This is a genomic window from Blastococcus sp. KM273129 (assembly GCF_021698995.1).
GTDB lineage: Bacteria > Actinomycetota > Actinomycetes > Mycobacteriales > Geodermatophilaceae > Blastococcus.
Map to the genome: position 1 here is coordinate 177,616 of NZ_SSXB01000001.1, position 26,757 is coordinate 204,372.

Annotated in this window: 28 protein-coding genes; 16 read left to right on the plus strand and 12 right to left on the minus strand. The window is 75.7% G+C overall.

Features of this window, described 5'->3' with window-relative positions; genetic code table 11:
• The first annotated feature begins 37 nt into the window (after nt 1-37).
• From E9565_RS00820 to E9565_RS00830, 3 genes are all read left to right on the plus strand, one after another.
• Nucleotides 38-2,116, plus strand: coding sequence for a glycosyltransferase (locus E9565_RS00820; protein WP_236833855.1), 2,079 nt, complete (start codon nt 38-40; stop codon nt 2,114-2,116).
• Nucleotides 2,117-2,210: 94 nt separating this feature from the next.
• Complete coding sequence (locus E9565_RS00825) at nt 2,211-2,423, plus strand: DUF4177 domain-containing protein (protein ID WP_236833856.1); 213 nt, start codon at nt 2,211-2,213, stop codon at nt 2,421-2,423.
• Complete coding sequence (locus E9565_RS00830; protein ID WP_236833857.1) at nt 2,420-2,971, plus strand: DUF4334 domain-containing protein; 552 nt, start codon at nt 2,420-2,422, stop codon at nt 2,969-2,971. The genes E9565_RS00825 and E9565_RS00830 overlap by 4 nt, the downstream gene beginning before the upstream one ends.
• Here E9565_RS00830 and E9565_RS00835 read toward each other — a convergent pair.
• From E9565_RS00835 to E9565_RS00855, 5 genes are all read right to left on the minus strand, one after another.
• Nucleotides 2,955-3,368, minus strand: a complete 414-nt coding sequence (locus E9565_RS00835; RefSeq protein ID WP_308196069.1) for an arsenate reductase ArsC — start codon at nt 3,366-3,368, stop codon at nt 2,955-2,957. The genes E9565_RS00830 and E9565_RS00835 overlap by 17 nt on opposite strands.
• The gene (locus E9565_RS00840) at nt 3,365-4,795 is read right to left on the minus strand and encodes an FAD-dependent oxidoreductase (RefSeq protein ID WP_236826774.1); all 1,431 of its coding nucleotides are present in this window, start codon (nt 4,793-4,795) and stop codon (nt 3,365-3,367) included. Before E9565_RS00840 ends, E9565_RS00835 begins: the two co-directional genes overlap by 4 nt.
• Nucleotides 4,792-5,442 carry a low molecular weight phosphatase family protein gene (locus tag E9565_RS00845; RefSeq protein WP_236826773.1) on the minus strand — a complete coding sequence of 217 codons (651 nt, stop codon included), beginning with the start codon at nt 5,440-5,442 and terminating at the stop codon, nt 4,792-4,794. Before E9565_RS00845 ends, E9565_RS00840 begins: the two co-directional genes overlap by 4 nt.
• Complete coding sequence (gene arsB / locus E9565_RS00850; RefSeq protein ID WP_308113082.1) at nt 5,439-6,563, minus strand: ACR3 family arsenite efflux transporter; 1,125 nt, start codon at nt 6,561-6,563, stop codon at nt 5,439-5,441. Before arsB ends, E9565_RS00845 begins: the two co-directional genes overlap by 4 nt.
• A gap of 73 nt (nt 6,564-6,636) precedes the next feature.
• On the minus strand, nt 6,637-6,975 hold the full coding sequence (locus E9565_RS00855) for a metalloregulator ArsR/SmtB family transcription factor (protein WP_236826772.1): 339 nt from the start codon (nt 6,973-6,975) through the stop codon (nt 6,637-6,639).
• A 130-nt stretch (nt 6,976-7,105) separates the two neighbouring features.
• On the opposite strand from E9565_RS00855, the gene E9565_RS00860 reads away from it, so the two are divergent.
• From E9565_RS00860 to E9565_RS00870, 3 genes are all read left to right on the plus strand, one after another.
• On the plus strand, nt 7,106-7,573 hold the full coding sequence (locus tag E9565_RS00860; RefSeq protein WP_236826771.1) for an ArsI/CadI family heavy metal resistance metalloenzyme: 468 nt from the start codon (nt 7,106-7,108) through the stop codon (nt 7,571-7,573).
• 560 nt (nt 7,574-8,133) lie between these two features.
• Nucleotides 8,134-8,370 carry a hypothetical protein gene (locus tag E9565_RS00865; protein WP_236833858.1) on the plus strand — a complete coding sequence of 79 codons (237 nt, stop codon included), beginning with the start codon at nt 8,134-8,136 and terminating at the stop codon, nt 8,368-8,370.
• 70 nt (nt 8,371-8,440) lie between these two features.
• Nucleotides 8,441-8,695: a hypothetical protein gene (locus tag E9565_RS00870; protein ID WP_236826769.1), complete on the plus strand. Its 255-nt coding sequence runs from the start codon at nt 8,441-8,443 to the stop codon at nt 8,693-8,695.
• Here E9565_RS00870 and E9565_RS00875 read toward each other — a convergent pair.
• Entirely contained in the window at nt 8,692-9,645 is a 954-nt protein-coding gene (locus E9565_RS00875) for a LysR family transcriptional regulator (protein WP_236826768.1), read from the minus strand. The two genes, E9565_RS00870 and E9565_RS00875, sit on opposite strands and share 4 nt — an antisense overlap.
• Before the next feature lie 114 nt (nt 9,646-9,759).
• On the opposite strand from E9565_RS00875, the gene E9565_RS00880 reads away from it, so the two are divergent.
• From E9565_RS00880 to E9565_RS00905, 6 genes are all read left to right on the plus strand, one after another.
• Entirely contained in the window at nt 9,760-10,647 is an 888-nt protein-coding gene (locus E9565_RS00880; protein WP_236826767.1) for a xanthine dehydrogenase family protein subunit M, read from the plus strand.
• Between the two features lie 3 nt (nt 10,648-10,650).
• The gene (locus E9565_RS00885; protein WP_236826766.1) at nt 10,651-11,142 is read left to right on the plus strand and encodes a (2Fe-2S)-binding protein; all 492 of its coding nucleotides are present in this window, start codon (nt 10,651-10,653) and stop codon (nt 11,140-11,142) included.
• Complete coding sequence (locus E9565_RS00890) at nt 11,139-13,553, plus strand: aerobic carbon-monoxide dehydrogenase large subunit (protein ID WP_236833859.1); 2,415 nt, start codon at nt 11,139-11,141, stop codon at nt 13,551-13,553. The genes E9565_RS00885 and E9565_RS00890 overlap by 4 nt, the downstream gene beginning before the upstream one ends.
• 62 nt (nt 13,554-13,615) lie before the next feature.
• Complete coding sequence (locus tag E9565_RS00895; RefSeq protein WP_236833860.1) at nt 13,616-14,527, plus strand: XdhC family protein; 912 nt, start codon at nt 13,616-13,618, stop codon at nt 14,525-14,527.
• A 9-nt stretch (nt 14,528-14,536) separates the two neighbouring features.
• Nucleotides 14,537-15,451 (plus strand): MoxR family ATPase, encoded by a 915-nt coding sequence (locus E9565_RS00900; protein WP_236833861.1) that lies wholly within the window; start codon nt 14,537-14,539, stop codon nt 15,449-15,451.
• Nucleotides 15,444-16,628 (plus strand): VWA domain-containing protein, encoded by a 1,185-nt coding sequence (locus tag E9565_RS00905; RefSeq protein WP_236833862.1) that lies wholly within the window; start codon nt 15,444-15,446, stop codon nt 16,626-16,628. The genes E9565_RS00900 and E9565_RS00905 overlap by 8 nt, the downstream gene beginning before the upstream one ends.
• Nucleotides 16,629-16,633: 5 nt before the next feature.
• Here E9565_RS00905 and E9565_RS00910 read toward each other — a convergent pair whose 3' ends face one another.
• The 3 genes from E9565_RS00910 to E9565_RS00920 are packed head-to-tail and all read right to left on the minus strand — an operon-like array spanning nt 16,634 to nt 18,716.
• Nucleotides 16,634-17,170: a DinB family protein gene (locus E9565_RS00910; protein ID WP_236826761.1), complete on the minus strand. Its 537-nt coding sequence runs from the start codon at nt 17,168-17,170 to the stop codon at nt 16,634-16,636.
• A gap of 39 nt (nt 17,171-17,209) precedes the next feature.
• Nucleotides 17,210-18,025, minus strand: coding sequence for a YhjD/YihY/BrkB family envelope integrity protein (locus E9565_RS00915; protein WP_236826760.1), 816 nt, complete (start codon nt 18,023-18,025; stop codon nt 17,210-17,212).
• A gap of 55 nt (nt 18,026-18,080) precedes the next feature.
• Entirely contained in the window at nt 18,081-18,716 is a 636-nt protein-coding gene (locus E9565_RS00920) for a CAP domain-containing protein (protein ID WP_236833863.1), read from the minus strand.
• Nucleotides 18,717-18,791: 75 nt separating this feature from the next.
• On the opposite strand from E9565_RS00920, the gene E9565_RS00925 reads away from it, so the two are divergent.
• Entirely contained in the window at nt 18,792-19,598 is an 807-nt protein-coding gene (locus E9565_RS00925; protein ID WP_236826758.1) for an SDR family oxidoreductase, read from the plus strand.
• Between the two features lie 12 nt (nt 19,599-19,610).
• Here the strand turns inward: E9565_RS00925 and E9565_RS00930 are convergent, their stop codons facing one another.
• Nucleotides 19,611-20,537, minus strand: a complete 927-nt coding sequence (locus E9565_RS00930) for a GGDEF domain-containing protein (protein ID WP_236826757.1) — start codon at nt 20,535-20,537, stop codon at nt 19,611-19,613.
• Nucleotides 20,538-20,726: 189 nt separating this feature from the next.
• On the opposite strand from E9565_RS00930, the gene E9565_RS00935 reads away from it, so the two are divergent.
• The 3 genes from E9565_RS00935 to E9565_RS00945 are packed head-to-tail and all read left to right on the plus strand — an operon-like array spanning nt 20,727 to nt 23,810.
• Nucleotides 20,727-21,854 (plus strand): glutamate--cysteine ligase, encoded by a 1,128-nt coding sequence (locus E9565_RS00935; RefSeq protein ID WP_236826756.1) that lies wholly within the window; start codon nt 20,727-20,729, stop codon nt 21,852-21,854.
• Nucleotides 21,847-23,142, plus strand: a complete 1,296-nt coding sequence (locus E9565_RS00940) for an erythromycin esterase family protein (RefSeq protein WP_236833864.1) — start codon at nt 21,847-21,849, stop codon at nt 23,140-23,142. The genes E9565_RS00935 and E9565_RS00940 overlap by 8 nt, the downstream gene beginning before the upstream one ends.
• Nucleotides 23,139-23,810, plus strand: coding sequence for an alpha/beta hydrolase (locus tag E9565_RS00945; RefSeq protein WP_236833865.1), 672 nt, complete (start codon nt 23,139-23,141; stop codon nt 23,808-23,810). The genes E9565_RS00940 and E9565_RS00945 overlap by 4 nt, the downstream gene beginning before the upstream one ends.
• Before the next feature lie 3 nt (nt 23,811-23,813).
• Here E9565_RS00945 and E9565_RS00950 read toward each other — a convergent pair whose 3' ends face one another.
• Nucleotides 23,814-25,133, minus strand: a complete 1,320-nt coding sequence (locus E9565_RS00950; RefSeq protein ID WP_236826753.1) for a DUF2254 domain-containing protein — start codon at nt 25,131-25,133, stop codon at nt 23,814-23,816.
• 70 nt (nt 25,134-25,203) lie between these two features.
• The gene (locus tag E9565_RS00955; RefSeq protein WP_236826752.1) at nt 25,204-26,631 is read right to left on the minus strand and encodes an NAD(P)/FAD-dependent oxidoreductase; all 1,428 of its coding nucleotides are present in this window, start codon (nt 26,629-26,631) and stop codon (nt 25,204-25,206) included.
• Between the last annotated feature and the right edge of the window lie 126 nt (nt 26,632-26,757).

Consider the following 26,757-nt stretch of genomic DNA (forward strand, 5'->3'; position numbering starts at 1 on the left):
GATGTGCCCGGCCGGTGCGCGTGTCGATGCCTGCTGCGTGAGCACGGATCGGGCGGCGCTGGACCGCCCCAGCGGGACGCGGGACGCCGTCCCGGCGCCGGAGAGCGCCGCGCGGCTGCTCGTGGTGCGCGCGGTGGCCGTCACCGCCGTCGTGGCCACCGCCGCCTACCTGACCTGGCGGCTGCTGGCGACCCTGCCCGAGGGCCCGGCGCTCTGGCTGGGCGTCCCCTTCCTCGCGCTGGAGCTCTACGGCGGGCTCGCCCTCGTGCTGTTCGTGATGACGACCTGGGACGTCTCACCGGCGACCGTGCCGACGCCGCGTCCCGGGCCGGCGCCGTCGGTCACCGTGCTGGTCGCGACCTACGACGAGCACCTGGACGTGCTGCTGCCCACCGTCGCCGCCTGCCTGGCCATGGAGGGCGAGCACGAGACCTGGGTGCTGGACGACGGTGACCGGCTCGAGGTCGAGGAGATGGTGACCGCGCTGGGCGCCCGCTACGTCAGCCGCACCGAGCACGACCACGCCAAGGCGGGCAACCTCAACCACGCGCTGGCACTGGTGGGCACCGACCTCGTCGCGGTGTTCGACGCCGACCACGTGCCCGACCCGGAGTTCCTCACCCGGACGCTGCCCTACTTCGCGGACGACCGGCTCGCGCTGGTGCAGACGCCGCAGCACTTCTACAACACGAGCTCCTTCGAGCACCTGCGCCCGGGCGTCGACCTGCACGAGGAGTCGCTGTTCTACCGGGTGATCCAGGCCGGCAAGCACCACGCGGGGGCGGCCTTCTGGTGCGGGACCAACGCCGTGCTGCGCACCGAGGCGCTGCGCCAGGTCGGCGGGGTGGCCACCGAGTCGCTCACCGAGGACTTCCACACCACCATGAAGCTGCACCGCGCGGGCTGGCGGAGCGCCTACCACAACGAGGTGCTCGCCCGGGGTCTGGCGGCGGGCAGCCCGGCTGCCTTCTACGCGCAGCGCCGGCGCTGGGGCCGGGGCGCGATGCAGGTGCTGCGGCACGACAACCCGCTGACCGCTCCGGGGCTCGCACCCAGGCAGCGGCTGGGGTATCTCTACTCGCTGTCGGCGTGGTTCGACTCGTGGCGGACGCTGGGCCTCGCCCTCGTGCCGGTGACCGTGCTGCTCACCGGGGTGTTCCCGGTGGACGCGCCGCCCGTGCTCTTCGCGGTGATGGCCGGCGTCCCGTTCCTGCTGCAGCAGGTCGCGCTGACCCTCCTGTCGCGCGGCTTCGCCCCGGCGCGGTTCTCCCTGCTCTTCGAGGTGGTCCGGCTGCCCTCCAACCTGGCCGCCACGCTCTCGCTCGTGCTGCGCGGCACCGGCCGGTTCGCGGTCACCGCGAAGGGCCGCACGGGGGCGGAGCGGACCCGCGCGCGGGTGCCGGCGGTGCTGCTCGTGCTGGCCGCCGTGCTCGCCGGGAGCCTGCTCTTCACGGCCGCGAGCGTGGCCGGCTGGACGCCGATCCGGCACGGCCTGGGCGGCACCACGCTGGTGCCGGTCTTCTGGGTGGTGAGCACGCTGGGCTTCGTCGTCGCCGGCATCCGCCGCATCCGCGACCCGCGCTTCTCCGCCGAGCGGCGCGACGGGCACCGGTTCCCGGCCGCGCTGCCCGCCGTCGTCGACGGCGTCCCGGCCCGGCTCGTCGACGTCTCGCTCGGGGGCGCGCAGGTGCGCGTCCGCGGGGTCGGCGCCTCGGTCGGGGCCGAGGTGGAGCTGGGCATCCGCGTGCCCGACCGCGCCGCACACGTCGTCTTCCGCGCGGTGGTCCGGTCCCGCGTCGACGACGTCCACCGCCTGCAGTTCACCGGCCGGCAGTGGCGCGGGCTGGCGGCGCTGTCCGCGACGGCGTTCGGCGCCGGTGCGGCCCGCTGGGCGGCCACCGAGATCACGCCCGTCGCCCTCGAGGCACCCGCCGCCGGTCGCCGCGTGCCGGCCGCCTCGGTCAACCCGGGCGCGGTGGCCGCCGCGGTGCGCAGCCCGTTCGTCTCGCCGCTCCCGCGCCCGCCGGTCGACGAGGACACCCGGCCCATCCCGCGGCTGACCCCGGAGCTGGAGCGCACCCTCGCCGCGGCCGGCGGTGGTGGCGCCGGCCGGTGAGACCGCCCCGCCCGGGCCGTCCGGCTCGACGCCACCGGGCCGGCGGGGCAGGCTGGCGGGCGACCGACGCGATCACCGGGAGGACGGGCGATCCATGGCTGCCGCGCGCTACGAGTACAAGGTCGAGGAGATCCGCGAGCGCCTCATCGGCGGCACGACGTCCGGCGGGAAGCCGGAGAAGGTGCGGGGCGACGACGCCCGGAACGGCTGGCAGCTCACGGCGATCACCGCGGTCGAGGTCACGGGCCGGATCGGCCCCGGTGGCGTCGACGGCGTGCTGGCGACCTTCGAGCGCCCGGTGGGATGACGCGGGAGTCCCTCGGCACCGACCAGTGGCCGGTGCGGGCCGCCCGGGGCATCCCCAGGGACGAGGCCCTCGCGATGTTCGACCTCGCGCAGCCGGTGGCGGTCGAGGAGATGTTCGGCCGGTGGCGGGGGAGCGGGGTGCCCACCGGGTCGCCGCTGGACGGCCTGCTGGAGCGCTACGGCTGGTGGGGCAAGGAGTTCCGTGACGCCGAGACGGCGCACCCGCTGCTGTTCGCCACGCGCTCCGGGCCGCGGCCGGTGAACCCGGCGCCGGTCCCGGTGGGCGTGCTGCGCAGGTTGCCCGCACTGGCGCACCGCACGCCCGCCCGCCTCGCCTTCACCGCCGTCCGGCCCCTGCTGACCACCCGCCGCCCGAAGGCCCGGCTGCGCGCCGTCGAGCACCGCGGGGTCGTCACCGCGGCGATGGTCTACGACCGGTTGCCGATCGTCGACGTCTTCAAGCGGGTGGGCAGTCGGACCGTGCTCGGCCTGATGGACCTGCGGGGCCTGCCCGACCCCTTCTTCTTCTTGCTCAGGCGGGAGAGCTGACCCCGAGCTCGGCGAGCAGCCCGCGGATGCGCCGCTCGATCTCGTCGCGGATCGGCCGCACCGCCTCGACGCCCTGGCCGGCCGGGTCATCCAGCGGCCAGTCCAGGTAGCGCTTGCCGGGGAAGACCGGGCACGCGTCGCCGCAGCCCATGGTGATCACCACGTCGGAGGCCTCGACGGCGTCGGTGGTGAGCACCTTGGGGCGCTGGTCGGAGATGTCGATGCCGACCTCGGCCATCGCCTGGACCGCGGCGGGGTTGACCTGCTCGCCGGGCAGCGAGCCGGCCGAGCGGACCTCGACGGCGTCGCCGCCGAGGTGGCGCAGCCAGCCGGCGGCCATCTGCGAACGGCCGGCGTTGTGCACGCAGACGAACAGGACGCTGGGGCGGTGGCTCACGGGGTTCTCCTCGGACGTGCGGCCGGGTCGGCCGGGGTGGATCGGGTGGTGGGTGCAGGGCGGTGCTCGCGGGTCCACGCCTGGGCCGCCATCTGCACGGCGTCCCAGGGCGAGCCCAGCGGCGGGGTGTAGGTCAGGTCGAGGTCGGCCATGCCCTCGACGGTCATGCCGTGGAACAGCGCGGTGGCGTAGACGTCGGCGCGCTTGGCCACCTCGCTGCCCAGCCGGCCGACGAGCTGGGCGCCGAGCAGCCGCCCCGTGCCGGCGTCCGCGGTGATGCGGATCGTGATCGGCCGAGCGCCCGGGTAGTACGCCTTGTGGTCGTCCACGAGCGTCTCGGTGGTGACCGGGCGGAAGCCGGCGGCGACCGCCTCGTGCGCGAGCAGCCCGGTGCGGGCGGCCACCAGGCCGAAGACCTTCACGACCTGGGTGCCGACGCTGCCGGCGAAGCGCGCGTCCCCGCCGACGGCGTTGGCGCCGGCGACACGGCCCTGCTTGTGGGCGGTGGTGCCCAGCGGCAGGTAGGTGGTGCCGAGCAGGCGGTGGTGGGTGACCACGCAGTCCCCGGCCGCCCGGACGTGCGGCAGGCCGGTGGCCATCGTCTCGTCGACGACCACCGCGCCCCCGGCTCCGGTCCGGGCGCCGGCGTCCACGAGGAGGTCCACGTCGGGACGCACGCCGGAAGCGACGAGCACGAGGTCGAAGGAGCGGTCGAGCCCGCCGCCGCCGGCCGTCGCGGCGATGCGTCCGTCGGCGGTGCGGGTGAGGCCGGTGACGCCGGTGCCGGTGAGCACCTCCACGCCGTGCGCCGCCATCTCGGCGCGGACGAGGGCACCCAGCCCGGGGTCCACGGTGGTGAGCACCTCGGCGGGACGCTGCGCCACGGTGGTGGCGATGCCGCGGGCGACCAACGCCTCGGCCATCTCCACGCCGATGTAGCCGGCGCCCACGACCAGCGCCGAGCGGACCCGGCGTTCCTGGAGGCCGGCCACGAGGGCATGGGTGTCGTCGATCGTGTGCAGCAGGTGCACGCCGTCGGCCGGTCCCAGGTCGGCGAGGCCCGTGATCGCCGGGAGGGCCGGGCGGGCGCCGGTCCCCACGACCAGCTCGTCGTAGGGCAGCAGCTCCGTTCCGCCGTCGGGCCCGGTCACGGCGACGCACCGCCCGGGCACGTCGATGGCGGTGGCCCGTGTGCTCGGCCGGACGGTCAGTCCCGCCGCCTCGAGGTCGGCGGCCGTGCGGTGCGCGAGGGACTGCCAGCGCGGCACGTCCCCGGAGACGTGGTAGGGGATCCCGCAGATGGAGAAGTTGGCGTAGGCGTCGGCCACCACGACGGTGACCTGCGCCGACGGGTCGAGCTCCCGGGCGCGGAGGGCGGCGGAGATGCCGGCGTCGCTGCCACCGATGACCAGCAGGCGACGGGTCATGCCCCGAGCTCGGCGAGCAGCCGCCGCACACGTGTCTCGATGTCTGCGGCGATGGACTCCACCGCGGCCCGGTCCCGGCCTGCCGGGTCGGCGACGTCCCAGTCCAGGTAGCGCTTGCCCGGGTAGACGGGGCAGGCGTCGCCGCAGCCCATGGTGACCACCACGTCGGCGGCCCGGACGACGTCGTCGGTCAACGGCTTGGGGAAGGCGTCGGTCACCGTCATGCCGCGCGCGGTGAGCACCTCGAGGACGACGGGGTCGACCGTGTCGGCGGGCATGGAGCCGGCGGAGCGGACGTGCACCCGCCCCTCCGAGAGGTGGTCGACCATCGCGGCGGCCATCTGGGACCGGCCGGCATTGTGGACGCAGACGAAGAGCACCTCGGGTCCGTCCTTGGCCAGCACCCCCTTGGCCTGGGCGAGCGCGGTCAGCCGCTCGGTGGCGAACCGGCAGGTGAGCACCGGCAGGTGGGCCGTGACCCGGGCGGTGCGCCCGAGGGCGGCGTAGGACTCGAAGACCATCCGCTCGACGGTCTCCGGGCTCACCATCCCGGCGAAGCGGGCGGCGAGGTCCTCGACGTGGCGTCGCAGCAGCACGTCCGGGTCCAGCAGCCCGGGGACCCCGGCGGGGGAGCCGGTCGGCGTCATCGGGTGCTCCTGGCGGTCGTGGGGACGGTCGGGTCGCCGGGGAACCAGCGGCGAGCGGCCCACAGCGAGACGTAGACGAGCGCGACCAGGACCGGTACCTCGATGAGCGGTCCGACGACGCCGGCGAGCGCCTGCCCGCTGGTGACGCCGAACGTGCCGATGGCGACGGCGATGGCGAGCTCGAAGTTGTTGCCGGCCGCGGTGAACGCGAGCGTCGCCGTCTTCGCGTAGCCGAGGCGCAGCCGCATGCCCAGCAGGAACGAACCGCCGAACATGAGGACGAAGTAGGCGAGCAGCGGCAGGGCGATGCGGGCGACGTCCCAGGGCCGGGAGGTGATCGCATCGCCCTGCAGCGCGAACAGCATCACGATCGTGAACAGCAGGCCGTAGAGGGCGACCGGGCCGATGCGCGGCAGGAACCTGCCCTCGTACCAGGCGCGGCCCCTGCGGCGCTCGCCGATCGTGCGGGTGAGGAAGCCGGCCAGCAGCGGGATGCCGAGGAACACCAGCACCGAGAGCACGATCGCCCAGAAGCTGAACTCCGCGGAGGTGGTGGCCAGCCCCAGCCAGCCGGGCAGCACCTGCAGGTAGAACCAGCCCAGGAGGGCGAAGGCGAGGATCTGGAACACCGAGTTGATCGCCACCAGGACGGCGCCGGCCTCCCGGTCGCCGCAGGACAGGTCGTTCCAGATCAGCACCATCGCGATGCAGCGGGCCAGGCCCACGATGATCAGCCCGGTCCGGTACTCGGGCAGGTCCGGGAGCAGCAGCCACGCCAGGGCGAACATCAGCGCCGGGCCGAGCAGCCAGTTGAGCACCAGGGAGGCGGCGAGGAGCTTCCGGTCGCCGGTGACCCGGTCCAGCTCGGAGTACCGGACCTTGGCCAGCACCGGGTACATCATCAGGAGCAGGCCGATCGCGATCGGCAGGCTGACGTCGCCCACCTCGACCGCGCTCAGCGCGTCGTCCAGGCCCGGCACCCAGCGGCCCAGCGCGAGCCCGAGCGCCATCGCGGCGATGATCCACACCGGCAGGAACCGGTCGAGGGTGGACAGCTTCTGCAGGACGGGCGCGTCGGCCGGGGCATCGGGGCGGGCGGTCTCCCGGACGGCGTCGCTCACGAGTCCTCCTCGCCGGCGCCCGTCGGCCGCGTTCGCAGCGCTGCTCTGCTCGTGGGTGGGCTCGCGAGCCGGCTCACGCGGGCACCGCCGTCTCGAAGAGGCCGGCGACGGCGCGCAGCGCGGTGGGGCGGACGGCGTAGTACACCCACACCCCGCGCTTCTCCCGGTCGAGCAGCCCGGCCGAGTGCAGCACCTTCAGGTGGTGGCTGATCGTGGCCTGGGTGAGGTCGAAGGCGTCGTTCAGGTCGCAGACGCAGGCGTCACCGCTGGCGCTGGAGGCGATGAGGCTCATCAGCCGCAGGCGGACCGGGTCGGCCAGCGCCTTGAGGAGGGGGGCGACCTGCTCGGCCTGCTCGGCGGACATCGCCGTGCCGGACAACGGGGTGCAGCAGGCCAGGGCCGGATCGCTCATCGGTGCTCCTTCGTGAGGTGTCGACGGCCATCGTAACGATGGACATCGTATTGACAAGCATCGATACAAGGTGTTCATTCTGCGTTCAGACATCGACGTCCGTCTATGTCCTACGTCCCAGGAGGTTCCCGTGTCCCGTGTCCAGCTCGCCCTCCGCGTCGCCGACCTCGACGCCGCCGTCGACTTCTACTCGCGGCTGTTCGACACCGTCCCGGCCAAGCGGCGGCCCGGCTACGCCAACTTCGCCGTCGTCGAGCCGCCGCTGAAGCTGGTGCTGCTCGAGGGCCGGGCGGGGGAACCCACCCGCATGGACCACCTCGGCGTCGAGGTCGCCTCCCCGGAGGAGGTCGGCGCCGCGACCGGCCGGCTGGCCGACGCCGGGCTGGCGACGCGGGTCGAGGACGGCACCACCTGCTGCTACGCCGTCCAGGACAAGGTGTGGGTGACCGGCCCGGGCGGGGAACCGTGGGAGGTCTACACCGTCACGGCCGACGCGCGCCCGGACCTGGAGGGCCGCACCGAGCCCGAGCTCGCCGACGTCGCCGGCGACGGCAGCTGCTGCCGGACGGAGGCCCAGCCGGCCGCCGCCTGCTGCTGACGCCGCCCGCCGCGAGTGCTACGAACTCGTGGTGGTCAGCGCCTGACCACCACGAGTTCGCAGCACGGGGAGGGCCGTGGATCTCGACGAGGTGGCCGACGAGCTGTACGCCGTCCCGCCCGAGGAGTTCGTCGCCCTGCGCACGCAGCGCCAGGACGAGGCGAAGGCCGCAGGCGACAAGGCCCTTGCCAAGGAGATCGGCGCGCTGCCCAAGGCCTCGGCCGCCGCCTGGGCCTGCAACCTGCTCGTCCGCGAGCAGCGCGCCGAGATCGAGGGCCTCGTCGAGCTGGGCGACCTGCTCCGGGAAGCGCAGGAGGGCCTGGCGGGCGACCAGCTCCGGGCGCTCGACGTGCAGCGGCGCCGGCTGCTGACGGCCCTGACCCGTCAGGCACGGGCGCTGGCGCACGCCGCCGGCCACCCGGTCAGCACCTCGGTGGCGACGCAGGTCGAGGAGACGCTGCGGGCGGCGCCGGGCCGCCGAGGAGAAGCGGCAGCGGGAGCTGGCCGCGGCCCGGGAGGCGGCCGACCGGGCGGAGGCGGCCGCCCGGGCCGCCGACGAGGTGCTGGAGGAGCACCGCCGCGCCACCCGGGAGCTGGCCAGCCGCGAGCAGGAGCTGCGGGCCCGCGTGGAGGAACTGGCCGACGAGCTGGCCGAGGCCGAGCGGCAGGCGGGCGACGCGGCGGCGGCGCTGCGGCGGGAGGAGCGCCGCCGGGCCGCGGCGGAGCGGGACGCCACCGAGGCGGCCGAGTCCCGTGACCGCGCCCTCGCCCGGCTCCGGGAGCTCGGCGGGGGCTGACGGCACCTTGCCGGTCCCGGGCTCCGCCGCGACACTGCCCGCACACGCCCGACGTCGCGCGGAGGTTGCCATGACCGATCCAGCAGAGCCGGCCACGGGCGGCACCGCGCCCGACCACGCCCGCAGCGGGGACGACGTCGCCGAGGCGATCCGGGTCGCCGAACACGGCAGCGCCGTCCAGGAGGGGCACGACCGCGGGGCGGGGAACACCACCGGCCAGGCCCCCGTCGAGCAGCGCCGCGGCGACCCGGAGATGACCGAGGGGCAGGTCGTGCTGGGCGACGGCGGACCGGGCCGGCACCGGTCGACCGGCCCGTCGGCCTAGCTCCACAGCTCCACACGCACGGTCGGCCGGGGTCGGTCGCGGCGCTCGGGCCGGGCCAGCAGCGCGCTGGTCGCGTCCGGCGTCGTGAGGAAGCGTTGCAGCGCCCGGGCGGCGGCGACGGCGCGGCCCTCGCCCGGCACGGTCGCCCACCACAGCCCGCTCACCGGGGTGCCCTCGACCGGCAGCCGGACCAGGGCCCCCCGGGCGACCCGCTCGCGGACGGCGTGGGCCAGGGCCAGCAGCACGCCCCGCCCGCGCAGCACCGCCGCCAGCGCGGCGGCCTCGCTCTCGCACCGCTCGACGTCGGGCGGGGACCCCCCGGCGGCGGCCCACCGCTCCTCCTCGCTGCCCGGCTCCAGCCCGGCCGGCCCGGTCAGCCACCGGGCCGCGGCCAGCTCCTCGACCCGGAGCCGGGTGCGGGGGGCGAGCGGGTGCCCCGGCGCGGCGACGACGACCCGCCGGTACCGCAGGAACGGCACCGGCTCGAGCACCTGCCCCGGTGCGGGGGCGGGCCGCACGCCCAGGACGACGTCGGCGTCACCGTCGGCCAGGGCGGTCGCGGCGCAGTCGGTCGACCCGGTGGTGAGCTCGATCCCCGCGCCCGCGACCCGGCGGGTGAAGGCGTCCAGCACGGCGCCGGCGACGTGCTCGGCGCACGAGGGCGTCGCCAGCACGCGGAGGCGGTCGGTCGAGGTCGCCGTCGCCACCTCCCGCCGGGTCCGCTCGGCCAGCCGCACCAGCTCACGGGCGCGGACCGCCAGCGCGCGCCCGCCCGGGGTCAGGGCGATCCCGGTGCCGGTCCTGCGGAACAGCGGGTCGCCGAGGTCGCTCCGCAGCGCGGACACCGCCGCCGAGACCGCCGGTTCGCTCACGCCGAGCGCCGCGGCGGCGGCCCGCAGCGACCCCAGCTCGGCCACCAGGGCGAAGGCCCGCAACTGCGTGAACGTCATCGGGCGACCCTCGTAAGCGATCGGTTATCTCGATGTTGACAGTGACCTGGATCACCGACAAGGTCCCTCGGCACCAGGCCCCGGCATCGGGGCCCTCGGGAAGGGGGTGGCCCCGTGCAGGTCCCGGCTCCGTTCGACTACGCGCGGGCGACCAGCGTCGCCGAGGCGCTCGAGCTGCTCGAGCGTCACGGGGAGGAGGCCCGGCTCGTCGCCGGCGGCCACAGCCTGCTCCCGATGATGAAGCTGCGGCTGGCCCGCCCCGACTGGGTGGTCGACATCAACGACGTCGCCGAGCTGCGGCACATCACCGAGGAGCCCGGACGCCTCCGCGTCGGCGCGCTCACCCGCCACGCCGAGCTGCTGGGCTCCGAGGTCGTGGGACGGCTGTTCCCGATCGTGCACGACGCCGAGCGGGTGATCGCCGACCCGGTGGTGCGCAACCGCGGCACGATCGGGGGCTCGCTGGCCCAGGCCGACCCGGCCGAGGACCTCACCACCGTCTGCGACGTGCTGCGCGCCGAGGTGGTCATCGCCGGGCGGGACGGCGAGCGGGTCGTCGCGATGCCGGAGTTCCACCGCGGGCCCTACGAGACGGCCTGCGCGCAGGACGAGATCGTCACCGAGGTGCGGTTCCCGGTCCGCGCCGGCCAGGGCAGCGCCTACGAGAAGGTGGAGCGCCGGGTGGGGGACTGGGCGGTCGCCGCCGCCGGCGCCGCGCTGGTGCTCGACGACGGCGGGGCGATCACCGAGGCCGCCGTCGGCCTGACCGCCCTCGGGCTCGAGGGGCTGGCCGTCGAGGCCGCCGCCGTCCTGGTGGGGCAGCGTCCGGACGAGGCGCTCTTCGCCGAGGCGGCACGACTGGCCGCCGCGGCCAGCGCGCCCGTCGAGGACGGCCGCGGGCCGGTCGACTACAAGCGGCACCTCGCCGACGAACTCACCCGCCGGGTCCTCCGCACCGCCGCCGCGCGCGCCGGTGCCCTCACCGCCGTCCAGGGAGGCTGACCGATGCAGGTCACGATGACCGTCAACGGGGCCGAGGTCACCCGCGACGTCGAACCGCGCCAGCTGCTCGTCCACTTCCTGCGCGAGACGCTGGGGCTGACCGGCACCCACTGGGGGTGCGACACGAGCAACTGCGGCACCTGCGTCGTCCTCGTCGACGGCCTGCCGGTGAAGTCCTGCACCCAGCTGGCGGCGATGACCTCGGGGCACGAGGTGCGGACCGTCGAGGGGCTGGCCGGCGGCGCCGGGCTCGACCCGGTGCAGCAGGGCTTCATGGCCGAGCACGGGTTGCAGTGCGGGTTCTGCACCCCCGGGATGATGCTCACCGCCCGGGCGCTGCTCGACCGGGATCCCGACCCCGACGAGGCCACCATCCGCGAGGCGATCTCCGGGCAGATCTGCCGCTGCACCGGCTACGCCACCATCGTCCGCTCGGTCCGGTGGGCCGCCGAGCACCCCGCGGCCGCCGCCACCGACCAGGAGGTGACGGCATGACCGCCGTCCAGGAGCGCTCCCCGATGCCGCAGGAGCGCGAGGCCAACCCCGCGATGGACGCCCCCGACCGGCCGATCGGCTACGGGCGGGTGCAGCGCAAGGAGGACCCGCGGTTCGTCCGCGGCAAGGGCCGCTACCTCGACGACATCGTCCTGCCCGGCATGCTGCACGGCGCGATCCTGCGCTCGCCGATGGCCCACGCGCGGATCGTCTCGATCGACACCACCGAGGCGCTGGCCCACCCCAAGGTGCACGCGGTGGTCACCGGCAAGGACCTCGAGGGACTGAACCTCGCCTGGGCGCCCACCCTGTCGGCCGACGTCCAGGCCGTGCTGGCCACCGACAAGGTGCGCTTCCAGGGCCAGGAGGTCGCCTTCGTGGTCGCCGAGGACCGGTACTCGGCCCGCGACGCGCTCGAGCTCATCGACGTCGAGTACGAGGACCTGCCGCCGGTGGTCGACGTCCGCCGGGCGCTGGACGCCGACGCCCCGGTCATCCGCGACGACCTCGAGGGCCGCACCGACAACCACATCTTCGACTGGGAGGCCGGCGACGCCGCGGAGACCGAGGCGGTGTTCGCCCGCGCCGACGTCGTCGTCAGCGAGGAGGCGGTCTACCCGCGGGTGCACCCGGCGCCCATGGAGACCTGCGGCGCGATCGCCGACTACGAGCCGGTCGAGGGCCGGCTCACCCTGTACGAGACCTCGCAGGCCCCGCACGCGCACCGCACGCTGTTCGCGATGGTGGCCGGCATCCCGGAGCACAAGATCCGGGTGGTCTCGCCGGACATCGGTGGGGGCTTCGGCAACAAGGTCGGCATCTACCCCGGCTACATCCTGGCCGTGGTCGGCTCGATCGTGACCGGCAAGCCGGTGAAGTGGGTCGAGGACCGCTCGGAGAACCTGATGAGCACCTCGTTCGCGCGGGACTACATCATGCGCGGCGAGGTGGCGGCGACCCGCGAGGGCAAGATCCTCGCCGTCCGCACGAAGGTGCTCGCCGACCACGGGGCGTTCAACGCGACCGCGCAGCCGACCAAGTACCCGGCCGGCTTCTTCTCCATCTTCACCGGCAGCTACGACCTCGAGGCTGCGCACTGCTCGGTCACCGGCGTCTACACGAACAAGGCCCCCGGCGGCGTCGCCTACGCCTGCTCGTTCCGGGTGACCGAGGCGGTGTACCTGGTCGAGCGGATGGTCGACGTCCTGGCCGCCGAGCTCGGCATGGACCCGGCCGAGCTGCGGCTGCGGAACTTCATCAAGCCCGAGCAGTTCCCGTACAAGAACAAGACGGGCTGGGAGTACGACTCGGGCGACTACGAGCCCGCGCTGCGGATGGCGATGGAGCAGATCGGCTACGACGAGCTGCGCCGCGAGCAGGCCGAGAAGCGGGGGCGCGGCGAGCTCATGGGCATCGGCGTCTCCTTCTTCACCGAGACCGTGGGCGCCGGGCCGCGCAAGCACATGGACATCGTGGGCCTGGGCATGGCCGACGGCGCCGAGGTGCGCGTGCACCCCACCGGGAAGGCCGTCGTCCGGCTCTCGGTGCAGACCCAGGGGCAGGGCCACGAGACGACGTTCGCGCAGATCCTCGCCGAGGAGCTCGGCATCCCGCCCGAGGACGTCGACGTCGTGCACGGTGACACCGACCAGACGCCGTTCGGCCTGGGCACCTACGGCAGCCGCTCGACGCCGGTGAGCGGGGGAGCCGTGGCCCTGGCCGCGCGCAAGGTGAAGGACAAGGCCCGGCTGATCGCGGCGGCGATGCTCGAGACCCGGCCGGAGGACCTCGAGTGGGAGAAGGGCCGCTGGTCGGTGAAGGGTGACCCGTCCGCCGGGAAGACGATGGCCGAGATCGCCCTGGGCGCGCACGGCACCGTGGAGCTGCCCGAGGGCGTCGACGGCAACCTCGACGCCGAGGTCACCTACGACCCGCCCAACCTCACCTTCCCGTTCGGCGCCTACATCTGCGTCGTGGACGTCGACCCGGGCACCGGCAAGGTGCACGTGCGCCGGTTCGTGGCGGTCGACGACTGCGGCACGCGGATCAACCCGATGATCGTGGAGGGGCAGATCCACGGCGGGCTGGCCGACGGCGTCGGCATGGCGCTCATGGAGTTCATCGGCTTCGACGAGCAGGGCAACTGCCTGGGCGGCTCCTTCATGGACTACCTGATCCCCACGGCGATGGAGGTGCCGGACTGGGAGACCGGCTACACGGTCACCCCGTCGCCGCACCACCCGATCGGGGCCAAGGGGATCGGCGAGTCCGCGACCGTCGGCTCCCCGCCCGCGGTGGTCAACGCGGTGGTCGACGCGCTGGCCCCGTTCGGCATCCGGCACATGGACATGCCCTGCACGCCCGCCCGGGTGTGGGAGGCCATGCAGGGCCGGCCCACCCCGCCCATCTGAGGAAGGACCCGAGGCCCCGCCGCTCGCACGCCGGCGGCGCGTCCCTGCCCGAGAGGTGACCGATGATCGTGGCTGACCTCGCCGCCGAGCTGTCCCGCTCGCGGGAGCCGTTCGTCCAGGCGACCGTCGTCCGCGCGCAGAAGCCGGCGAGCGCGCACGCCGGCGACACCGCTCTCGTGCGCGCCGACGGGCGGATCGACGGCTTCGTCGGCGGCACGTGCGCGGAGAGCTCGGTGCGCGAGTACGGGCTGATGACGCTGGCCACCAACGAGCCGGTGCTGCTGCGGATCGTGCCCGGCGAGCAGCTGCCGCGGTCGACGGAGGAGGGGGCGGTGACCGTCGCCAACCCCTGCCTCTCCGGCGGGTCGGTGGAGATCTTCCTGGAGCCCCGCAGGCCGGCACCGCGGCTGCTGGTCGTCGGCGACAGCCCGATCGCGCAGGCGCTCACCGCCCTCGGTGGCCCGCTCGGCTTCGACGCCGTCGCCGTGCCCGGCGAGCGTGCGGAGCCGGCCGCCGGGGACGCGGCGCTGGTGGTGGCCTCGCACGGGCGCGGGGAGGAGCCGGCGCTCACCGCTGCGCTGCGGCTGGGGGTGCCCTACGTGGGGCTGATCGCCAGCCGCATCCGCGGCGCGGCGGTGCTGGCCGCGCTCGACGTCCCTGACGAGCTCCGCGCACGGGTGCACAGCCCTGCCGGGCTGGACCTCGGCGGCCGGACGGCGGCGGAGATCGCGCTGTCCGTGCTGGCCGAGATCGTGCGGGAGCGGCGGGCGGCGGAACGGCACGCGGCCGACCGCCCGGCGCCGCCCGCCGGCACCGGCCCGGCCCGGGCCGTCGACCCGGTGTGCGGGATGACCGTGGCCGCCGTCGACGCGACGCCGCGCGCCGAGGTGGACGGGGTGACGACGTGGTTCTGCTGCCCGGGGTGCCGCACCCGCTTCCTCGAGGACCCGGCCCGGTATGCGGCCGCCTCCTAGGGCCCGCCGGTGAGCGGCCCGGCCCGGGCCGGCGCCGGGTCGGACGTGGCGGCCCGGGTGCCCGACGTCGCCGCGCTCACCCGGGCGCTCGACGACGTGGGGTACCTGGCCGACCAGGGCCTGGCGACGGCGATGTTCCTGGCCGTGCGGCTGCCCCAGCCGCTGCTGCTGGAGGGCGAACCGGGGGTGGGCAAGACCGAGGCGGCCAAGGCGCTGGCCCGGGTGCTCGACACCCCGCTGCACCGGCTGCAGTGCTTCGAGGGGATCGACGCGGCGGAGGCGCTGTACGAGTGGAACCACCCCCGCCAGCTGCTCGGCATCCGCCTGGCCGAGGCCGCCGGAGCCCCGCTGGCCGAGGACGACCTCTTCGGCGCCGGTTACCTGCTGCGCCGTCCGCTGCTGCAGGCCGTCGAGCACCCGGGCCCCCGGCCGGCGGTGCTGCTGCTCGACGAGATCGACCGTGCCGACGCGGAGTTCGAGGCGTTCACCTTCGAGGTGCTCGCCGAGGCGGCGGTGACCGTGCCGGAGCTCGGCACCATCCGCGCCGCGCACCCGCCGGTCGCCGTCCTCACCTCCAACCGGACCCGCGACCTGCACGACGCCCTGACCCGCCGGTGCCTGTACCACTGGATCGACTACCCGCCGCCGGAGCGGGTCGCCGAGATCGTGCGCCGGCGGGTACCGGGCAGCGACCTGCCGCTGGCCGAGTCCGCGGCCGCGGCGGTGGCCCGGCTGCGCTCGCTGGACATGGTCAAGCCGCCGGGGATCGCCGAGGTGATCGACTGGGTGGCTGCGCTCGGCATGCTGGGCCTCTCCCGGCTCGACGCCGCCGCCGTCGAGCGGACGTGGGGAGCGGTGCTCAAGAACCGGGACGACCGGGAACTCGTGCACGCCCGCGGGGCGGCCTGGCTGGCCGGTGGGTGACCTGCCGCCGGTCGGCGCGGGCCCACTGGCGGTGGGCCTGACCACGGCCCTGCACCGCGCCGGGCTGCCGGCGCCGCCCGACCGCGCGGCGGGGCTGGCCCGGGCCCTGCAGCTGGTACCGCCGGTGGACCGCGCCGCGCTGTACTGGACCTGCCGGGTCGCGCTCGTCACCGACCGCGCGCAGCTGCCGGTGTTCGACGCGGTGTTCTCCGCCCTCTTCGACGGCCGGCTCGACCCCGCCGACAGCCGGGGCGACCCCACCGCCCCGCCGGCGGTCGGCAGCGAGCCGCGCACCCGGCCCAGCCCGCCGGACGACCGCCCGGCCGAGCCCGGCGGCACCGGGAGCGCGGCCACGGGCACCGGCGGGGACGACGGCGCGGAGGCCGAGCGGGAGGTGCTCCTCGCCGCCGCCTCCGCCGAGGAGCGGCTGCGGCACACCTCATTCGCCGACCTCGACGCCAGGGAGGTCGACGAGGTGCGCCGGCTGGTGCGCCGCCTGGTGCTGGGCACACCGCCGCGCCGCAGCCGCCGCCGGCGGCCGTCGCGGCGGGCGGGGGACGCCCTGGACCTCCGCCGCACCGTCCGCGCCGCGCAGCGCACCGGGGGTGACCCGGCCCGGCTGGTGCACGTCGTCCGGCGGAGCGTCCCCCGCCCGCTGGTCCTGCTCTGCGACGTCTCGAGGTCGATGGAGCCCTACACCCGCGTCTACCTGACCCTGCTGCAGGGCGCGGTCGCCGGCGCGCGGGCCGAGGCGTTCGTCTTCTCCACGCGGCTGACCCGGCTCACCCGCCAGCTCGCGGTCCGCGATCCGGACCAGGCGCTGGCCCGGGCCGCGGCGGCGGCACCGGACTGGGCCGGCGGCACCCGGCTGGCCGAGGCGGTCCGCCGGTTCGTCGCCGACCACGGCCGCCGCGGGCCGGCCCGGGGCGCCGTCGTGCTGCTGCTGTCCGACGGGTGGGCGCAGGACGACCCCGAGGAGGTGGCGGACGCGATGCGACGCCTGCGCCGGCTGGCCCACCGCATCGTGTGGGTCAACCCGCGCCGGGCCGCCCCGGGGTACGCGCCGCTGGCCGGCGGCATGGCGGCCGCGCTGCCGTTCTGCGACGCCTTCGTCAGCGGGCACAGCCTGGCGGCGCTGGAGGAGGTGGTCGCCGCCGTCGGCGGGCCGGGGGGCTGAGCGGCTCACCCCATCGTCTTCTGCCCGTCCAGCGACTCCCGCAGGATGTCGGCGTGGCCCGCGTGCTGGGCGGTCTCGGCGACGATGTGCAGGAACACCCGCCGGGCCGAGCGCGTGGCGCCGGGCGGGAACCACGGCGCCTCCGGCAGCGGGTGCGCGACGTCGAGGTCGGGCAGGGTGCGCACGAGGTCGTCGGTGCGCCGGGCGACCTCCGCGTACTCCGCGAGCACGCCGGCCAGCGTCTCGCCCGGGAGCAACCGGAAGCCGTCGGTCCACGCACCCGCGCCGGCGGCGTCGCTCGGCGGCGCCATCGCCGCGGTGCCCTCGACGACGAAGCGGGCCCAGCGCGCCTCGGTGGCCGCCACGTGCTTGACCAGCCCGCCGAGGGTCAGCGCGCTCGCGGTGGTCCGCTGCCGGGCCTGCTCGTCGGTGAGGCCGCGCACCGTGCAGCGCAGGAACTCGCGGTGCGCGGCGAGCGTCTCGAGCAGATCGGCGCGCTCGCCGTCCGGGGTGCCGCTGGGGACGGGGGTGTCGGTGGTCATGGCTGCCGCCTTCCGCCGGGCCGGGTGTCACCCGGGACGCTAGGCGCGGGGTACGACGGTTCCCGCGGCCCCGGTCGCCCGGCGCCGGGCGTGCACCCGGCGGGCCAGCACGCGGTAGCCGGCGATCAACGCGGCGTTCCCCAGCAGCAGCCACAGGCCCAGCAGCACCGCGGTGGCCAGCGCCGTCGGCCCGTAGCGGGCGGTGAAGTCGGCGTGCTCGAGGTAGACGAGGTACCCGCCGGTGGTGACGGCCACCAGCCCGGTCGCGGTCGCCGCGCCGATGACGACGTCGCCGACCCGCGTCTCCCAGAGCCGGAACAGCGTGTAGACCAGGCCGATGCCCAGACAGAGCAGGAGCAGCGCGCCCAGCCCCATCGCCAGCCGCAGCGCGAGCCCCGACCCGAGCAGCCGGGGCACGAGGTAGAGCGCCGCGAGTGCCGAGAACACCGCCAGGGGAAGGACGGCGATGATCGCCAGCGCGAGCAGCCGCCCCGTCCAGCCGCGGATCCGCCGCTCGGTCTCCGGCGCCACGGCGCTGAACGCCCGGGCCAGGGCCGCGCCGTAGGTGGTCGCCGGCCAGACCGCCGCGACCGCCGCGACCGGCCCCGTCTGCGCGGCCACGTCGATCAGCGCGCGCAGCACGTCGGCGACGGGGAGCTGGTCGGGCGCCTGGTCGTCCACCTGCGTGCCGAGGTCCTGCAGCGCGGAGTCATCGACGACCAGACCCGCGACCCAGAAGCCCAGCAGCACCATGGGCGGCAGGGAGACCATCGCGTAGAACGCGAGGCTGGCGCTCGTGGTCAGGAACTCCGGGCTGCGCAGCCACGCGAGGAACCGCCGGACGGGCTCGGGCACCCTCCGGTAGCCCTCGCCCAGCCGGCGCCGGAGCCGCCGGAGGCGCTCCCGAGCCTCAACCACAGGCGGGCCCGTCCTCCTCCGGCCGGGCGATCGGCTCCTGGGGCGGCGTCTCCTGGCTGACCTCGGGGCGGTCGGCGCCCGCCGTGCGGCCGAACTCCTGGGTCGCCCACACCGAGCCGTCCGGGGCGCAGAAGAAACCGATGCCGATGCGGTTCCAGCCCGGGTTGAGCACGTTGACCCGGTGGTCGTCCGAGCGCATCCAGCCCGCGTGCGCCGCTCCGGCCGGTACCGACCCGGACGAGGTGAAGATGTTCTCCCCGATGCCGGCGAAGCCGCTCAGCTCCTCCCGGTCGAGGAGGGCGCGGACGTCCTGGTGCTGCAGCCGGCCCTCGCCGGCCATCTGCTCGCTCCAGTCGCGGGCCACGCCCGCCAGCGACTCGTCCCACTCCAGCGGGGCCAGGTCGCGCGCCGCCCGCTCGTCGTTCACCCGCTCGAAGACGGCGCGGGCCATCCGCTCGGCGGCGTCACCGTCCTCGGCCGACGGCGGCTCGCCGGGCGCGGGCGTGGAGACCGACCCGGCGCCGGTCCCGGGGGACGAGGTGTCGACGACGACGCACCCGGTGGCGGGCAGCAGGAGGACGGCGGGCACGAGCAGGAGCCGGGCGAGCAGCGGCCGGGTGGCGGTCATGCCCCTCCTCTACCCGGCGGCGCCACGGCAGCCGTCGCGGTGCGCGGCTGTCACGGGATCGTTAGCGTCGCAGGCATGGCGGGAGGCAGCGGGCGGGTCGCCCTGGTCACGGGGTCGGAGTCGGGCATCGGGCGGGCGGTCGCGCTGGCCCTGGCCGAGCAGGGCTGCGACGTGGGGATCACCTGGTACCGCGACCGGGACGCCGGCGAGGCGACCGCCGAGCAGGTGCGGGCGCTGGGCCGACGGGCGGAGGTCCGCCACCTCGACCTGACCCGGCTGCCCGCCGCGGCCGACGTCGTCGACGAGCTGGCCGACGCCCTCGGCGGCGTCGACGTCCTGGTGAACGACGCGGGCACCGGCCACTCCACGCCGCTGCTGGACCTGGACTTCGCCACCTGGCGCGAGGTGCTGGCCACCGACCTCGACGGCGCCTTCCTGTGCCTGCAGCGGGCCGCGCGGCGGATGGTCGCCGCCGGGAACGGCGGGCGGATCGTGAACATCACCAGCGTCCACGAGCACGCGCCGCGCGTCGGCGCGGCCGGCTACTGCGCCGCCAAGGGCGGGCTGGGCCTGCTCACCAAGGTCGCCGCCCTGGAGCTGGCCGAGCACGGGATCACCGTCAACTCCGTCGCCCCGGGGGAGATCGCCACCCCGATGACCGGCCAGGAGGACGAGGACCCGACCGCGCCCGGCCACGAGCGCCCCGGCGTCCCGCTGCGCCGGCCGGGCGACGCCCGCGAGGTCGCCGCCGTCGTCGCCTTCCTCGCCTCGCCCGGCGCCGGGTACGTCACCGGTGCCTCGTGGGCGGTGGACGGCGGGATGCTGCAGATGGGCCCGATGGCCGGCTCGCACCTGGCGGCCGACGACTGGCGCCGCGGCTGAGCCGGCCGCGGCTCAGGCCAGCCGGTTGCGCTTGCGCCGGTAGAGCTGCGCGTCGGCGCGGGCGAGCACGGTGGCGAGCTCGTCCCCGGGCGCGGCCGCGGCGACCCCGGCGGTCCAGGTGAAGGGGTGGGTCTCCGCCAGCGCCGCCATGAGCTGCCAGGCGGCGTCCTCGTCGGTCGCCGGCAGGCACAGCACGAACTCGTCGCCGCCGTACCGGCCCAGCACGTCGGCCCGCCGCAGCCGGCGCCGCCAGCTCGCGGTCAGCTCGCGGAGGAGGTCGTCGCCCGCGCCGTGCCCGTCCCGGTCGTTGACCTCCTTGAAGTCGTCGAGGTCGAGGATCGCGAAGGTCAGGGGCTCGCCGGTGCGCGCCGCTCGTGACAGGTGCCCGGCCGCCTGCTCCTCCCAGGCGCGGCGGTTGGCCACCCCGGTGAGCGGGTCGGTCGCCGCCGCTCGGCACAGCTGCCGGGCCAGCCGCCCCTGCACCTCGGTCAGCACGACCACCGACACGACGACGGCGATCCACGGCGACACGAAGTCCGACGGCGCGGCGGCCCACGCACCGGCGCTGCCGGAGACCAGGGCGAGGGCGGCGTGCGCCCGGGCGACCCGAAGCGGGAAGAAGTGCGCGGCGTACAGGCTCACCGCGATCAGCGCGGGCCCCAGGCCCACGACGCCCACGGCGGTCGCCGCGCGCCAGGCGACCACGCCGACCAGCACGGAGAGCAGGGCGACGCCGGCGTGCAGCACCCAGGAGGGCAGCCGCCCGGCGGCCGACCGCAGCGCCGCGCCGGCCGCCAGGCCGATCCCCCCGAGCGCCCACAGCAGGCCGACGGGTGTGGCGTCGTCCATCGGCGCCGCGGCGCTGAACCAGCAGAGGAGCCCGCTGACGCCGTAGACCACCGCCAGCATGGTCGCGGCCGTGCGTGGTCCGGTCTGCACCCAGTTCCTCCTCGTCCTCCCCCCGAGGTCGATGCCCTCCATCCTGCGGGTCGGGGGTGACGACGCGCCGCCCAGGGAGGCGGGACGCCCCCCGTCCGAGTGGTGTCCGCCGCCCTGGCCGGCGGGGGTGCGTGCCCGCGCCGGGACCCGTACGGTGCGCGCAGGGAGCTGCCCGGGACAGGAGGGCGCGTGCAGTCCACCGCCGGTCGTCCGGGTGCCACGGGCGCCACCGTCGGGGTGGAGGAGGAGTTCCACCTCGTCGACCCCGGGACCTTCGCGCTCGCCCCCAGCCCCGACCTGGTCGCCGCCGCGGCGCGGCACGAGCTGGGCGAGCGGGTGCACGCCGAGATCACCACGACGCAGCTGGAGACGGCCACCGGCATCTGCCGGACCCTCGGCGAGGTCCGGACGGCGCTGGCGGGCACCCGGGCGGAGGCGCGCGCCGCGGCGGAGAGCGCCGGGGTGGCGCTCCTGATGGCCTCGACCCACCCCTCGGCCGGCTGGCGCGAGCAGGTCATCACCCCCGAGCCGCGGTACGAGGCCATGGTGCGCCGCTGGGCCGGCCTCGCCCGGCGCCAGGACATCTGCGGCTGCCACGTGCACGTCGGCGTGCCCGACCTGGACACGGCGGTCGCGGTGATCGACCGGGCCCGCGTCCACCTGCCGGTGCTGCTGGCGCTCACCGGCAGCTCGCCGTTCCACGACGGCGCGGACACCGGCTACGAGAGCTACCGGACGCTGTGGTGGGGGCGCTGGCCGCACACCGGCATCCCCGAGCCGCTGGGATCCGCGGACCGGTACCGCGCGGTCGTCGACGGCCTGGTCGCCGCCGGGGTCATCGCGGACGCCTCGCACCTGTACTGGGACCTGCGGCCCTCCTCGCACCTGCCGACCGTCGAGTTCCGGCTGGCCGACGTCTGCACCGACCTCGACGACGCCGTCCTGCACGCCGCCCTCGCGGCGTCCCTGGTCCGCGTCCTCGCCGCGCGCGCGGAGCGCGACGAGCCCTTCGAGCAGCCCCGGACCGAGCTGCTGCGGGCGGCACGCTGGCGGGCGGCGCGCGACGGCGTCTCCGGGTCGCTGTTCGACCCGGTCGCCGGCGTGCTCGTCGACGCCCGGACGGCGGTGGGTGCCCTGCTGGCCGAGCTCGCCGACGACCTGGCCGACCGCGGGGAGCTCGACGAGGTGCGGGAGCTGGTGCAGCGGCTGCTCGCCCGGGGTACCTCCGCGGTGCGCCAGCGGGCGGTGTGGCGGCGCACCGGCGACCTGCGCGAGGTCGCCGCCTCGATCGTGCGGGAGGGACGTGGACGTGGCTGATCCGGTGCTCGAGCAGATCCGCGCCCTGGCCCGGCCGCTGCGCACGCCGGCGGACCTCGACCCGCTCCTGGAGCGGATCGGGGACGCCCGGGTCGTGGCCGTCGGCGAGGCCAGCCACGGCACGCACGAGTACTACGCCTGGCGGGCGGCGCTGACCCGGCGGCTGGTCGAGGAGCGGGGGTTCGACCTGGTGGCCGTCGAGGGCGACTGGCCCGACTGCTACCGCGTCGACCGCAGCGTGCGGCTGCGGCCGGGCGCCCACGAGGACCCGCGCGACGCGCTCGACGCCTTCGCCCGCTGGCCGACGTGGATGTGGGCCAACGACGACGTCGTCGACTTCTGCCGCTGGCTGCGCGACCGCAACGCCGGGCTGCCCGAGGCGCAGCGCGTCGGCTTCTACGGCATCGACGTGTACAGCCTCTGGGACTCGATGCACGAGCTGGTCGACTGGCTCGCCGAGCACGAGCCCGGCCACGTCGAGCAGGCCAAGCGGGCGCTCGCCTGCTTCGAGCCCTTCGGCGAGGACGGCGCCGAGTACGCGTTCGCGAGCCGGTTCGCGCCCACCTCCTGCGAGCAGGCGGCCGTCGACCTCCTGCGGTCGCTCTGCGAGCGGCGCGGGGAGGCCGAGGCCGCCGCGGGGGCCGACGCCCGGTTCGCCGCCGAGCAGAACGCCGCCGTGGTGGTCGGTGCCGAGCGCTACTACCGGGCCATGGTGCACGGGTCCGCGGAGTCGTGGAACGTCCGCGACGTGCACATGGCCGACACCCTCGACCGGCTGCTGGAGCACGCCGGACCCAGGGCCGTCGTCTGGGAGCACAACACGCACATCGGCGACGCCCGGGCCACCGACATGGCCGACGCCGGGATGACCAACGTCGGGCAGCTGCTGCGGGAGCGGCACGGTGCCGAGGACGTCGTCCTCGTCGGGTTCGGCGGCTACCGCGGCGGGGTGGTCGCCGGGCGGGAGTGGGGTGCGCAGACGGAGCGGATGACCGTGCCGCCCGCGCGGTCGGGGAGCCTGGAGGCGCTGCTGCACGACGCCGTGGGCGAGGACGCCCTCTTCGTCCACCCGCGCGGGGAACGGCCCGGCTGGCTGCACCGGCGGCTGGACCACCGGGCGATCGGCGTGGTGTACCGGCCCGAGCGGGAGCCGTGGGGGAACTACGTGCCCACGGTGCTCGGCGAGCGCTACGACGCCTTCCTCTACCTGGACGACACCACGCCCCTGCAGCCGCTGCACCTGGAGCGGGCCGACGAGCACGTGCCCGTCGCCGCCTTCGACGCGTGACCGGGCCGGGGCACGCGTCGGGCCGCCTCGGCAGCCGGCCGGTCGGGGCCGCGCCCGGGGAGGCGTGGGCGGCGGGGGTGCACGCGCTCGACCTGGGCGGGGGAGCGGAGGTCCTGCTCGCCGTCCCGCCGGGAGAGCCGGTCCCGCGCCCCCTGCTGGTGTTCTTCCACGGCGCCGGCGGCACCCCGGCGCAGAGCCTGGGTGCGGTGCAGCAGGCGGCCGCCGGGCGCGGGGTGCTGGTGCTGGCGCCGCGGTCGGGGGCCGCCACCTGGGACCTCCTCACCGGCCGCGTGGGCCGCGACGTCGCCGTGCTCGACGCGGCGTTGCAGCAGGTCGCCGGGCACGCGGCGGTGGCCCGCTGCGCCGTCGGCGGCTTCTCCGACGGCGCCTCCTACGCCCTCTCGATCGGCGCGGCCAACGGCGACCTGTTCGAGGCGGTGCTGGCCTTCTCGCCAGGGTTCGCCGCCCCGCCGGCCGCGGTGGGCCGGCCGCGCATCTGGATCACCCACGGGACCGGCGACCGGGTGCTGCCGGTGGACCGGTGCGGCCGCCGGCTCGCGGCGGCGTTCGACCGGTCGGGCTACGACGTCACCTACGACGAGTTCGACGGCGGGCACGTGGTCCGCCCGGAGGGGGTGAACGCCGCGCTGGACCGGTGGCTCGGCTGACGCTCACATCGAGCGGGTCTCGCCGGCGCGGTCGGCGAAGGCGTCGACGAGCCGGCCCTCGAGCGCCGCGGTGACCTGGTCCCGGTGCAGTTCGACCGTCGCGGTGTCCGTCGGGCCCCAGCCCGGCGAGAGCTCCCCGGCGACCAGGTCGGCGGCGCGCTGGACCTCGGCGCGCTGCCCGTCGTCCCGGCAGGCCACCGCCACGTCGCGGAGCATCCGGAGCAGGGCGGTGACCAGTGTCGGTTCGCTCCCGCCGAAGCGCGCCACCTGGCCGCAGGCCAGGTCGAGGTAGTACCGCAGGTCCCGGTCGGGCACCACGGCGCGGCCGGCGCCCGTCTCGTCGGCGTGCAGCGTCGGGCCGAGGTGCCGGCCGGTCAGCCGGACCAGCAGGTCGCCCATGTGGCCGATCGCCGTCGCGGCCGTCACCGGGTCGTTGATGCTGGGGGACATCGCCTTCACGGCGATGTCCTCGAGCTGCCGGAAGCCGAAGGCGGCGTCCTGGTCGATGGTCCGTTCGTTGTTCAGGACGACGGCCGCCCGGACGGCGTCGTCGAGGTCCTCGCTCCCGCCCCACGTCGTGGCGATCGGGCTGCCGAGGGTGATCATGTCGCCGGGGCGGACCTCCACGCGGACGACGGCGTCGTGGCGGCGGGCGGCGTCCACGAGGGTGCCCGTGTCGACCACCTCGACGAACCCGCTGCGGGGCGCGTGCACCAGCCGCCCCGCGCGCGCCTCCAGGTCCAGCTCGTCGGGGGAGCGCTGCCCGTGGCCGCTGTACGGGCCGTAGAAGGTCTCGATCGCGCGCCGGGCGTCGTCGTGGACCCGCGTCATCATCGTGTCCACGCGCAGCATGCGGACCATGTGGCTGATGAAGGCGAGCAGCGCGCCGACGCAGCCGACGCCGAGCAGCGCGGCGACCAGGCAGACCAGCGTCGGCACCGGCTCGGCGCTGTTGATGCCGCGCAGGCCGGAGACCGCGAACACGAAGGTGGCGGTCAGCACCGACAGGACCCGCTTGGTGACCGCGTCGCGGACGAAGTCGCGCAGCAGTCGGGGCGAGAACTGCTGCGAGGCGAGCTGCAGCGCCACGATCGTGATGCTGAAGGTCAGGGTGGTGATGGTGACCGCGGCGGTGGCCACCAGTTGCAGGAGCGTGCCGGCGGCGCTGGTGTCGGCGGGCCACAGGCCGGCGAGGAACCCGCCGCGTGGTTCCACCGCGCCCAGGGCCCACCCGGCGGTGGCGGCCAGGGCCGCACTGGCCGCCGGCCAGAGCCACAGTGGTGCCTGCGACCGTGCTGCGCTGGTCTGTCCCCGTTGCGTCACGGGGCGCCGCCTACCCGTTCCGCGGCCGGTACGCACCGGCGCGGGGTCCAGGTCCCCGCGCCGGTCCTGGCTACGCGGAGTCGCGTTCCGTGACGTCCTCGCCGGCGGGGTCGACGTCCTTGGGCCCGCCGGTCTTGGAGACCTCCCACCGCGGGCCGAGCTGCTCGAGCGCCAGCCGGCCGTAGACCTGCTGCTGGGTGGCCACCCGCTCGGACCGGCCGCGGCCCAGGAAGCTGACCATCCAGTGCAGCACCGTGGTGACGCGGCTCTTGAAGCCCACGATGTACATCAGGTGCACGACCAGCCACAGCACCCAGGCGATGAAGCCGCTGAACTTGAACTTCCAGATGTCCGCGACCGCCGAGAACCGCGAGATCGTGGCCATCGACCCCTTGTCGAAGTACTCGAACGGCTCCTGCGGCTTCTTGCCGGTGGCGCGGCGCTCGATCGCCTCGGCGGCGTAGCGGCCGCCCTGGATGGCGACCTGGGCGACGCCGGGCAGCTTGCCCAGCGCCATCATGTCCCCGACGACGTGGATCTCCGGGTGGCCGGGCAGGGTGAGGTCGGGCTGCACCGAGATGCGGCCGGCCCGGTCGACGTCCGCGCCGGTCTGCTCGCCGAGGATGCGACCCAGCCCGCTGGCCTGCACGCCCGCGGCCCAGATCTTGGTCGCGGCCTGGATGCGCCGGACCGTGCCGTCGGAGTCCTTGACCTCCAGGCCGTCGGCGTCGACGCCGGTGACCATCGCGCCGAGCTGCACGTCGACGCCGATCTCGTTGAGCTGCCGCCGGGCGGCGTCGCCGAGCTTCTCGCCGAAGGACGGCAGCACCGCCGGGGCGGCGTCGAGCAGGATGATCCGGGCCCCGGTGGGGTTGATGTTGCGGAAGTCCCGGCGCAGGGTCCGGCGCGCCAGCTCGGCGATCTGGCCGGCCATCTCCACCCCGGTGGGGCCGGCGCCGACGACGACGAAGGTGAGCAGCCGGTCCACCTCGGCCGGGTCCTTGGCGATCTCGGCGAGCTCGAAGGCGCCGAAGATGCGGCCGCGGAGCTCCAGGGCGTCGTCGATGCTCTTCATGCCGGGCGCGAACTCGGCGAAGTGGTCGTTGCCGAAGTACGACTGCCCGGCGCCGGCCGCGACGATCAGCTCGTCGTAGGGGTGCACGGTCTGCCGGCCCAGGATCTCCGAGGTCACCGTGCGGCCGGCGACGTCGATGTCGGTGACCTCGCCCAGCACCACGCGCGCGTTCTTCTGCCGGCGCAGGATCTCCCGGGTCGCCGGCGCGATCTCGCCCTCGGAGAGGATGCCGGTGGCCACCTGGTAGAGCAGCGGCTGGAACAGGTGCTGGGCGGTCTTGCCGATCAGCGTGACCTCGACCGGCGCCTTCTTCAGCGCCTGCGCGGCGAACAGGCCGCCGAAGCCGGAGCCGACGATGACGACGCGCGGCCGGCCGCCGGGGGTGTCGGTGGGGGCGGGCGCCTGCGCTGGTGATGTCGTCATGATGTTTCATCCTTCCACTCGGCCCCGTGCCGGTCGGGAGCACCCCGGGGGAGATGCACCTCACAGCGCGTCGACCCCGGTCGGTTCGCGGTCCGGCGGCGGGACCGGTAGACCCTCCGGGGTGCC

What these genes read in the sequence shown, in the direction of transcription:
- E9565_RS00920 (WP_236833863.1), bottom strand. Translation starts at nt 18,716, where the DNA reads ATGACCGCCACCCGGCCGCTGCTCGCCCGGCTCCTGCTCGTGCCCGCC.
- E9565_RS00830 (WP_236833857.1), top strand. Translation starts at nt 2,420, where the DNA reads ATGACGCGGGAGTCCCTCGGCACCGACCAGTGGCCGGTGCGGGCCGCC.
- E9565_RS00855 (WP_236826772.1), bottom strand. Translation starts at nt 6,975, where the DNA reads ATGAGCGATCCGGCCCTGGCCTGCTGCACCCCGTTGTCCGGCACGGCG.
- E9565_RS00885 (WP_236826766.1), top strand. Translation starts at nt 10,651, where the DNA reads ATGCAGGTCACGATGACCGTCAACGGGGCCGAGGTCACCCGCGACGTC.
- E9565_RS00955 (WP_236826752.1), bottom strand. Translation starts at nt 26,631, where the DNA reads ATGACGACATCACCAGCGCAGGCGCCCGCCCCCACCGACACCCCCGGC.
- E9565_RS00875 (WP_236826768.1), bottom strand. Translation starts at nt 9,645, where the DNA reads ATGACGTTCACGCAGTTGCGGGCCTTCGCCCTGGTGGCCGAGCTGGGG.
- E9565_RS00845 (WP_236826773.1), bottom strand. Translation starts at nt 5,442, where the DNA reads ATGACGCCGACCGGCTCCCCCGCCGGGGTCCCCGGGCTGCTGGACCCG.
- E9565_RS00825 (WP_236833856.1), top strand. Translation starts at nt 2,211, where the DNA reads ATGGCTGCCGCGCGCTACGAGTACAAGGTCGAGGAGATCCGCGAGCGC.
- E9565_RS00890 (WP_236833859.1), top strand. Translation starts at nt 11,139, where the DNA reads ATGACCGCCGTCCAGGAGCGCTCCCCGATGCCGCAGGAGCGCGAGGCC.
- E9565_RS00910 (WP_236826761.1), bottom strand. Translation starts at nt 17,170, where the DNA reads ATGACCACCGACACCCCCGTCCCCAGCGGCACCCCGGACGGCGAGCGC.
- E9565_RS00840 (WP_236826774.1), bottom strand. Translation starts at nt 4,795, where the DNA reads ATGACCCGTCGCCTGCTGGTCATCGGTGGCAGCGACGCCGGCATCTCC.
- E9565_RS00895 (WP_236833860.1), top strand. Translation starts at nt 13,616, where the DNA reads ATGATCGTGGCTGACCTCGCCGCCGAGCTGTCCCGCTCGCGGGAGCCG.
- E9565_RS00870 (WP_236826769.1), top strand. Translation starts at nt 8,441, where the DNA reads ATGACCGATCCAGCAGAGCCGGCCACGGGCGGCACCGCGCCCGACCAC.
- E9565_RS00925 (WP_236826758.1), top strand. Translation starts at nt 18,792, where the DNA reads ATGGCGGGAGGCAGCGGGCGGGTCGCCCTGGTCACGGGGTCGGAGTCG.